The sequence below is a fragment of the Parasphingorhabdus sp. genome, assembly GCF_041748495.1.
Taxonomy (GTDB): domain Bacteria; phylum Pseudomonadota; class Alphaproteobacteria; order Sphingomonadales; family Sphingomonadaceae; genus Parasphingorhabdus.
The window spans coordinates 23,329-30,489 of record NZ_JBGTDD010000162.1; the positions used below are offsets into that span (position 1 = coordinate 23,329).

The window sequence follows — 7,161 nt, forward strand, 5'->3', positions numbered from 1 at the left end:
TGAATGGATCATGATATTCAGGCCTGATGGATTGCCTTGGTGACCATATAGGCTTTCAGGCCGTCGGGTCCGTCTTCCGAGCCATGGCCGCTTTCCTTGACTCCGCCGAACGGCGCATCGCCAGGGCTGACCGTCAGATTGTTGATCGCGACCATTCCCGCCTCGATCTTGTCACCGACCATATTGGCAGTGTGGAGATTCGAGGTGAAGGCATAGGCGGCAAGACCGAGCGGCAGGCGGTTGGCCTGTTCGATCGCATCGTCGAGCGTGTCAAAGGGCCGCATCACCGCGACCGGTCCAAATGGTTCGTCGTTCATGATATTGGCGTCGAGCGGGACATGAGACAATATCGTCGGATCAAAGAAAAATCCCTTGTCGCCGCGCCGTTCGCCGCCGAGCCGGACGTCGGCACCCTTGGCCCGCGCATCTGCGATCATCTCGCCCATCGCGCTGGGTCGGCGCGGGTTGGCCAGCGGGCCCATGTCGACATCGGCAAAGCCGTCACCAACGCTGACCTTTTGCGCCCGTTCGGTAAATGCTTTTTCAAACCGGTCGTAGATCCCGCTCTGGACGTAGAACCGGGTTGGCGAGACGCAGACCTGACCGGCGTTGCGAAATTTTCCGCTGACCACCAGATCGAGCGTCTTTTCCAGATCGCAATCATCGAACACCAGCACCGGCGCGTGGCCGCCAAGCTCCATGGTCGTGCGTTTCATGCCTTCGGCAGCCAGTTTCATCAGATGCTTGCCGACCGGGACCGAACCGGTGAAGCTGATCTTGCGGATGACCGGTGAGGCGATGAGATGGCTGGAGACTTCCGCCGGATCGCCGAAGACGACTTGCGCGACACCGGAGGGCAGGCCGGCATCGATCAGGCAGCGGACCATCTCGATCGGACTGGCCGGGGTTTCCTCGGCCGGTTTCAATATGATCGAGCAGCCCGCGGCAATTGCCGGTGCGAGTTTGCGTACCGGGGTGAATACAGGGAAATTCCAGGGGCTGAACGCCGCTACCGGTCCGACCGGCTGATATTTGACGAAGCTGTTCTGGCCTGCGGGTCGCACCAATACCCGGCCATAGCACCGCTTGGCTTCCTCGGCCATGATGTCGAAATGGCTGGCGGAAGCGGTGACTTCGCCGATCGCCTGGGCCAGCGGCTTGCCTTGCTCGGCGGTCATCAGGCGGCCGATTTCCGGTGCCCGCTCGCGCATCAGATCGGCGGCCTTGTGGAGGATCGCGGCGCGCTCGCCCACCGCGGTGTCGCGCCAGAGCGGAAAGGCTCGGTTCGCCGCATCGAGCGCCCGGTCGAGATCGGCAAGGGAGGCCTTCGGCAGATCGGAAATGACCTCGCCAGTGGCCGGGTTCACCACCTGATGAACCTCGCGCTCGTCAATATCGATCCATTCGCCGTCGATATGAAGCTGCAATTTTTCGGGATAGGCTCCGGATTTTTTCTGGGACATGGTTGCTCCTGAAACTGTCTGTCTTCGCACTAGACTTGTCACTGAATTCCCGCAATGACTGTGAAAAAATTCGAGAGGAGATATTCATGGAGATAGTCACCGAAGGCCTGCGCTTTCCCGAAGGTCCGATTGCCATGCCCGATGGCAGCGTCATATTGGTCGAGATCGCAGCCCAGCAGCTTACCCGGGTGCTGCCGGACGGAAGCAAGCAGCTTGTCGCCAAAACCGGCGGTGGTCCCAATGGCGCGGCGATGGGACCGGATGGCAAAATCTATGTCTGCAACAATGGCGGCTTTGAATATCACGAACAAAATGGTTTTCTGACTCCGGCCGGGATCGCAAAGGATTATGTCGGCGGCAGCATCCAGCGAGTGGATCCAGACACCGGCGAGGTCGAGACACTCTATAATGACGGTGATTTCGGCTGCATCTTGCGCGGGCCCAATGACATCCAGTTTGATACCCACGGCGGCTTCTGGTTCACCGATCACGGCAAGACCGACTATGACAAGCGCTGTCACGACATTGTCGGGATTTTCTATGCCAAGGCGGACGGCAGCCATCTGGAAGAAGTGGTCTTTCCTTCGAACAACCCCAATGGCGTCGGCCTATCTCCGGACGGGAAAACGCTCTATGCGGCCGAGACTTTCACTTGCCGGTTGATGAAATTCAATATCACCGCGCCGGGCAAGGTCGCCGCCGATGCCGGGCCCGGCGGTCCGGGCATCCCGCTCTATCGTCCGTCGGGCTATAAATTTTTCGACAGCCTGGCGATGGAGGCATGCGGCAATATCTGTGTCGCGACGATCGGCGAAAGCGGCATCAGCGTGATCTCGCCCGAGGGCGAACTGGTCGAATTTGTCCCCACGCCGGATATCTTTACCACCAATATCTGCTTTGGTGGCGAGGACATGATGGATGCCTATATATGCCTGTCCGCAACCGGGAAACTGGTCAAAACCCGATGGAAACGACCAGGAATGAAGCTGGAATATCTCAACAAATAGGGTCGGTCATTGTCAAGAATGCATGATGAAACACACCGGCTTGACCGGGTCGGCTGGCTCCGGGCCGCGGTATTGGGAGCGAATGACGGGATTGTCTCGACCGCCAGCCTCGTCGTCGGCGTGGCCGCTGCAGCGACGTCCCAGCAAACGATATTGCTCACTGCTTTTGCCGGTCTGGTGGCCGGCGCGATGTCGATGGCGGCGGGAGAATATGTATCGGTCAGTTCGCAGGCCGATAGCGAAAAGGCGGAACGGACCAAGGAAGCCTGGGAGCTTGAGAATCAACCCAAGGCCGAGCGCGTGGAACTGATCACGATATATCGTAACCGGGGACTGACGAGAGAGCTGGCAGAACAGGTCGCTGACCAGATGACGGCGCATGATGCACTGGGCACGCATTTGCGTGATGAGCTCGGCCTGACCAAGCAATTTTCCGCCAGGCCGCTGCAGGCTGCGGGCGCTTCGGCGCTTGCATTTGCGACCGGGGCGATATTGCCGGTGATACTGGCGGCTATTTTTACCGGCGAGACGCTGATCTGGGCTGTGTCCGGGACGGCGCTCTTGCTGCTTGCTTCGCTCGGGGCTGTCGGAGCGATATTGGGCGGGGCACCGATCGGGCGGCCGGTGTTCCGGGTGACCTTCTGGGGTGCCGCAGCGATGGCCGCGACCGCCGCCATCGGATCTGTTTTTGGAGCTATTGTTGCATGAATTATGAGAATGTAATTTTTGATTTTGGCGGCGTGATCACCTCGTCGCCTTTCGAAGCCTTTAACCGGTTGGAGGTTGAGCAGGGTGTGCCGAAAGACAGTGTCCGGCAAATCAACAGTGCCAATCCGGACGATAACGCATGGGCAAGATTTGAACGGGCGGAAATTGACAGTGCCGGTTTCGACAAGGCTTTTGCGGCAGAAGCGCGGGCGATCGGCATCGAACTGCGCGGCGCCGATGTTCTCGCGCGGCTGGCGGGAGACGTGCGGCCCAATATGGTGGCGACGCTGGACCGGCTGAGAGCGGAGGGTATCAGAATAGCGTGCATCACCAATAATGTGCCCGCCGGCAAAGGGTCGGGCATGGCGATGGACGACCAGAAGGCCGCAGCGGTGCAGGATATCATGCAGCGCTTCGATCATATCATTGAGAGCAGCAAGGCCGGGATCCGCAAGCCCGATCCGCGGATTTACCAGATGATGTGCGAGGCACTGAACGTCGAGCCAGCGCAGTGCGTCTATCTCGATGACCTCGGGATCAACTGCAAACCGGCGGCTGCTCTGGGCATGGCGGCGATCAAGGTTTCCTCCGAACAACAGGCGCTGGATGATCTGGGGGCTTTGCTGAACCTGCAATTGCCCTGATATTTTGGCCCGGTCCGTTTAAACCTGTAATATTTTCGTCATCAATGAGTCGTCGTACGGTCGTGAAATCGCTATAGCGCGACGAGGGGTGCAAGGTTGCGGGGATTCGTGAGTAATAACTATTCAGAAAGACTGGACGTGATCACCCGCTGGTATCACCAGCGGGGCCTCTATCCTGTTTTGTTCCTGATATTGGCGGCTTTGTTGCTGATTCAGGCGATCAGACTGACATGGCTAATCCTGACGCCATTGGGCCCGGTCGGTGATTATCGCGCTAATGATGTCCAGATCTTGTCACCGCAATCGCGCCTGACGCTGTTCGGCAGTTTCGATCCCTTTTTCCGCGGCGGTGCAGCGCAGACAGCCAATGTCGTGACATCGTTGCAACTGACATTGTTCGGAATCCGCATGAATGAGGCGTCAGGCCTAGGTTCGGCGATCCTTTCCGGACCGGACGGCGTACAGGAAAATTATGTTGTGGGCCAAGAGATCATGTCCGGCGTCACGCTGGACAGTGTCGAATTTGATCATGTAATCATCAATCGTGGCGGCGTGCTGGAAAGCCTCTACCTCGACCAGTCGATACCGGCGCAGACCGTCGGCACTGACGAGTTCGAGGTCCCTGCTGGGCTGGTCGCGGGCGGCAATGAAATACCCGGTATCGCATCACTGGCGCCGCGCAACGATCAGGGCAGGGTCACCGGTATCGTGCTTTCGCCGCTCGGAGACGGCAGTCTGTTCAGGAATGCGGGATTCCGGGACGGGGATATCATCGTGTCGATCAATGGCAATCCGGTCGGTTCGTCAAGTGACATTGAATCGCTGAAAAGCCAGGTTCGGCCTGGCTCGCGCCTGTCTGTCGAAGTTGAGCGCGGAGCCGATACGGTTCCGATTGCTGTCAATCTGGGAGCCCAATGATGCGTAGTTTTTTTGCCCGGATCATCGCCGTGCTTGCTCTTGCGGCCAGCCTGTGGGCCATGCCGGCGACGGCCCAGCACACATTGAATGTCCGCGATGCCGACATCCGCGCCTTTGTCCAGGATGCAGCCAAGGTTACCGGCCGCACCTTCATTCTCGACAGCCGGGTACAGGGCAAGGTTTCTGTGGTAACGGATCGACCGCTCAGCCGTTCGGAATATTTCGAGATATTCCTGTCGACCCTGCGGGCGAATAATCTCGTCGCCATTCCGACGACTCGCGGTGCCTATCGGATCCAGCCTGCCGATGGTGCGGCGACGCAGCCGACCCGGATTGGTTCGCGCGGTGCTGGGGGCAATCAGCTGGTGACCGAAGTGGTGCGGCTCAAGTCGATTGTCGCCACCGAAGCCCTGGAAACATTGCGGCCATTGGTGAGCAAGCAGGGTTCGATCACCTCCAATCGCAACGCCAACAGCCTGGTGATCGTGGATTATGCCGACAATATTCGCCGAATCCGCAGTCTCGTCGGAGAAATAGATCGCGACAGCGCTGCCAGCACCATCATCACATTGAAAAATGCCGGTGCCCGGGAAATCGCGACCTCGCTGCAGGCGCTGGCCGCACAGGGTGGCGGTGAAGGATTGCGTTCGCCGGTGACCGTGGTGCCGATCGACAGCAGCAACAGTATCGCCCTGCGCGGTGATCCAGGTGCGGTGTCGCGCTTTGCGCAAATGGCGCGAGAGCTGGACAAGGGCGCGGAATCTGGGACCGAGATCAGGGTCCACCGGCTGGACTATGCCAATGCCGAACACCTCTTGCCGGTGATCGAGAACCTGCTCGGAAGCAGCGGTACGAGAGGCAATTCGGCAACGGTTGTGCCTGCTGCGACAGGTGAAGGCGCGGCGGCACCCGCTCCAAATGGCGGCGGCAATGGCATCGCCAGCCGCGGCCCCTCGATCGTCACCCGTCTCGAAGGTACCAATGCCATCATTGTTGCCGCCAACCCCGATGTGCAGCGGATGATCGGCGAACTGATCCGCCAGCTCGACACGCGGCAGGAACAGGTGGTGGTTGAAGCGATCATCGTCGAGATTTCGGAGACGCTCGCCCGCGAACTGGGCGTGCAATGGCTCGTCGGCGGCAAAGACGTACCATTTGCGGTAACCAATTTCTCCAACGCCTCCCCCAATATAGTTGACGTTGCGGGCGGCTTGCTGGCCGACCAGTTTGATACGACCACAACGACGACCACCAACACCGCAACAACGACGACCACCAATAGCGCCGTCGGCGACACGTTGCGGCAGAATGCAGCCAATGCCATTCTTGCTGCGCGCGGCGGTTTTGGCGGCTTTGCGACCAGTCTGGGGGGCAGTGCGGTCCTCGGTGCGATCATCAATGCGGTGCAGTCCGATAGCAACAGCAACGTGCTGTCGACGCCATCGCTGACGGTGAACAACAATCTCAAGGGCAGTATTTTGTTTGGTCAGGAGATCCCGGTGTCAACCGGCGAAGCCCTGTCGGGCAATTTCGATAATGCCTTCCGTACGATCCAGCGACAAAATGTCGGGATCGAGCTGGAGGTAACGCCGCAGATCAATGCGGGCAATGAAGTGCGGATGGAATTGCGCCAGCAGGTCAGTTCGATCGCCGGACCGGTTTCCGATAATTTTAACGAGCTGATCATCAACAAGCGGGAAATCAACACCACCGTTACCGTTGGCGATGGCGAGATTATCGCGCTCGGTGGCCTGCTTGACGACAATGAACGACGCACTATCCAGAAAGTCCCGTTTCTTGGGGATATTCCGATCCTCGGGGAATTGTTCCGGTCTCGCGGCAAGTCGCGGGTAAAAACCAATTTGATGGTCTTCATCCGGCCAACGATCCTGAAAGATCCGAATGATGCGCGGCGTTTCTCGAGCGCTCGCTACGGCTATATCCGCGATCGTCAGCTCAGCCGCGATCCCGACCGGGAACCGACGATTGATGCTCTGGTGCGCGATTATCTGGGAACCGTTCCGCCTTCGGTCGAGGCGCGTCCGGATGACCAGATCATCTACGCGCCGGGCGACACGCCCGTGGTCAGAGATGTCGGCCCAATCGAGCAAATGCCTTTGCCGGCAAGCGAGACCAGCGGGTATCCATGATGAAGATCGCCCGGGGAACAGAGGCGGTTGTTTCCGAAGTGAAGGCCGGACCTGCGGTGAGCGCGGTGGTCAGGGATCTGCCATATGCTTATGCCCGCGATTACGGTGTTCTGCTCCAGAGGCACGAAGGCGACCGCGCCTTGATCGCGATGCGCACGGGCTCGGACCCTTCGGCCCTGCTGGAGGTTCGTCGCTATCTGGCCTTGCCCTTTGATGTGGACCTGGTGGACGGCCCGGCGTTCGAGAAGCTGCTCAGCGCCCATTATGCGAT

General features: G+C 59.2%; 6 protein-coding genes and 1 pseudogene. 6 read left to right on the forward strand and 1 reads right to left on the reverse strand.

What is annotated here, in order from left to right:
- Positions 1-17 precede the first annotated feature (17 nt).
- Positions 18-1,463 (reverse strand): NAD-dependent succinate-semialdehyde dehydrogenase, encoded by a 1,446-nt coding sequence (locus ACEW8J_RS14280; protein ID WP_373492312.1) that lies wholly within the window; start codon positions 1,461-1,463, stop codon positions 18-20.
- Positions 1,464-1,549: 86 nt separating this feature from the next.
- Here ACEW8J_RS14280 and ACEW8J_RS14285 point away from each other — a divergent pair, with 86 nt between their 5' ends.
- The 6 genes and pseudogenes from ACEW8J_RS14285 to ACEW8J_RS14310 form a co-directional block, all read left to right on the forward strand.
- Positions 1,550-2,470, forward strand: coding sequence for an SMP-30/gluconolactonase/LRE family protein (locus ACEW8J_RS14285; RefSeq protein WP_373492313.1), 921 nt, complete (start codon positions 1,550-1,552; stop codon positions 2,468-2,470).
- An 18-nt stretch (positions 2,471-2,488) separates the two neighbouring features.
- Positions 2,489-3,178: a VIT family protein gene (locus ACEW8J_RS14290; protein WP_373492314.1), complete on the forward strand. Its 690-nt coding sequence runs from the start codon at positions 2,489-2,491 to the stop codon at positions 3,176-3,178.
- Positions 3,175-3,822 carry an HAD-IA family hydrolase gene (locus tag ACEW8J_RS14295; RefSeq protein WP_373492315.1) on the forward strand — a complete coding sequence of 216 codons (648 nt, stop codon included), beginning with the start codon at positions 3,175-3,177 and terminating at the stop codon, positions 3,820-3,822. Before ACEW8J_RS14290 ends, ACEW8J_RS14295 begins: the two co-directional genes overlap by 4 nt.
- 108 nt (positions 3,823-3,930) lie before the next feature.
- The gene (locus tag ACEW8J_RS14300) at positions 3,931-4,740 is read left to right on the forward strand and encodes a type II secretion system protein N (RefSeq protein ID WP_373492316.1); all 810 of its coding nucleotides are present in this window, start codon (positions 3,931-3,933) and stop codon (positions 4,738-4,740) included.
- A complete protein-coding gene (gene gspD, locus ACEW8J_RS14305) occupies positions 4,740-6,890 on the forward strand; it encodes a type II secretion system secretin GspD (RefSeq protein ID WP_373492319.1) in 2,151 nt (716 codons plus the stop codon). The genes ACEW8J_RS14300 and gspD overlap by 1 nt, the downstream gene beginning before the upstream one ends.
- Positions 6,887-7,161, forward strand: a pseudogene (locus tag ACEW8J_RS14310) (type II secretion system protein GspE); the annotation flags it as partial. The gene gspD and the pseudogene ACEW8J_RS14310, both read left to right, overlap by 4 nt.